Raw genomic sequence first — 1,144 nt, 5'->3', positions numbered from 1 at the left:
CCGCTGCTGGCGAACATTGCTCTGTCGGCGCTCGATGAGCACCTGCACGAGTCGTGGGAGCCGGGCGGGACGATGTCCACCGAAGGTAAACGCGCCTACCGGCGCCGCAAGGGTCGTCCGACGTGGCGGGTTGTCCGCTACGCGGACGACTTCGTCGTCCTGGTGCACGGCACCGAGGCCGACACCGCGGCACTGCGCGAGGAAGTCGCTGACGTGCTCGAACCTCTTGGCCTGCGACTGTCGCAGGCCAAGACCCGGATCGCGCACATGAGTGACGGGTTCGACTTCCTGGGCTTCCGCATCCAGTGGAAACGCAAAGGAGGCACGAACAAATGGCACGTCTACACCTTCATCGCAGACCGGCCCATCCGGTCTTTGAAGGCGAAGGTCCGTGCCCTGACAGGCAGGACATCGCAGCAGGATCTTGCCGCCGTGCTGATCAGACTCACTCAGATCATGCGCGGTTGGGCCAACTACTTCAAGCACGCTGTCGCCAAGCATGTCTTCACGAAGCTTGACGCCTTCGTGTGGTGGCGTCTGATCCGCATGCTGCGGGAACGTCACCACTGGAGTTGGGGCGACGTCCGCCGCCGGTTCACCACGCCCACCGGGCGGTGGCTACCGATCGCAGCGGACGGGATCGAACTGTTCCAGATCGCATCGGTGACGGTCAGCCGTTACCGATACCGGGCCAGCACGATCCCCAACCCGTGGCAACCTGCGAACCCCGTCTGACGGCAGAAACCGTGGAGAGCCCGTTGCGCTGAGAGGCGCACGGCGGGTTCGGCGAGAGGTCCGGAGAAACGGACTGGGAGCAATCCCGGCACCGCGCTCCGGACCTACTCAGCGGAGCTGCACTGTGCGCGTTCGTGGCCGCGTCGGACCAACGCTCTGACCTACCTGTTCTCCGCATTCGCCGACTCGATGTCCCGTCGCAAAAGATCTGGTCCGCGGTGAGGTTTGTGGCCTGCGGCGACCAGAAGGACTGAGATTCCGAGTCTGTGGAAATCTCAGTTCACCTGGTCCCGCGGGTGTGGATGCCGACTGTCGTCACAGTTGCTCTGGTCCGGAAACGGCGTGTCGAACTGATATCGATCCTGCACCGCGCTTGGCGGCCGGGATCAGTGAGGTCGGTCTGCGCTGT

The 1,144-nt window shown here is 64.1% G+C and carries 1 protein-coding gene; it reads left to right on the top strand.

Annotated features, from left to right (window positions below):
• The coding region (locus AB0I03_RS26930; RefSeq protein ID WP_360417444.1) for a group II intron maturase-specific domain-containing protein at positions 1-735 on the top strand (735 nt) is incomplete at its 5' end.
• Between the last annotated feature and the right edge of the window lie 409 nt (positions 736-1,144).

Origin of the sequence: Glycomyces sp. NPDC021274, assembly GCF_040641195.1 — a bacterium.
Classification (GTDB): Bacteria; Actinomycetota; Actinomycetes; order Mycobacteriales; family Micromonosporaceae; genus Glycomyces.
Note: the sequence above shows the minus strand (reverse complement) of the source record. Positions and strands in the feature narration are given on the sequence as shown.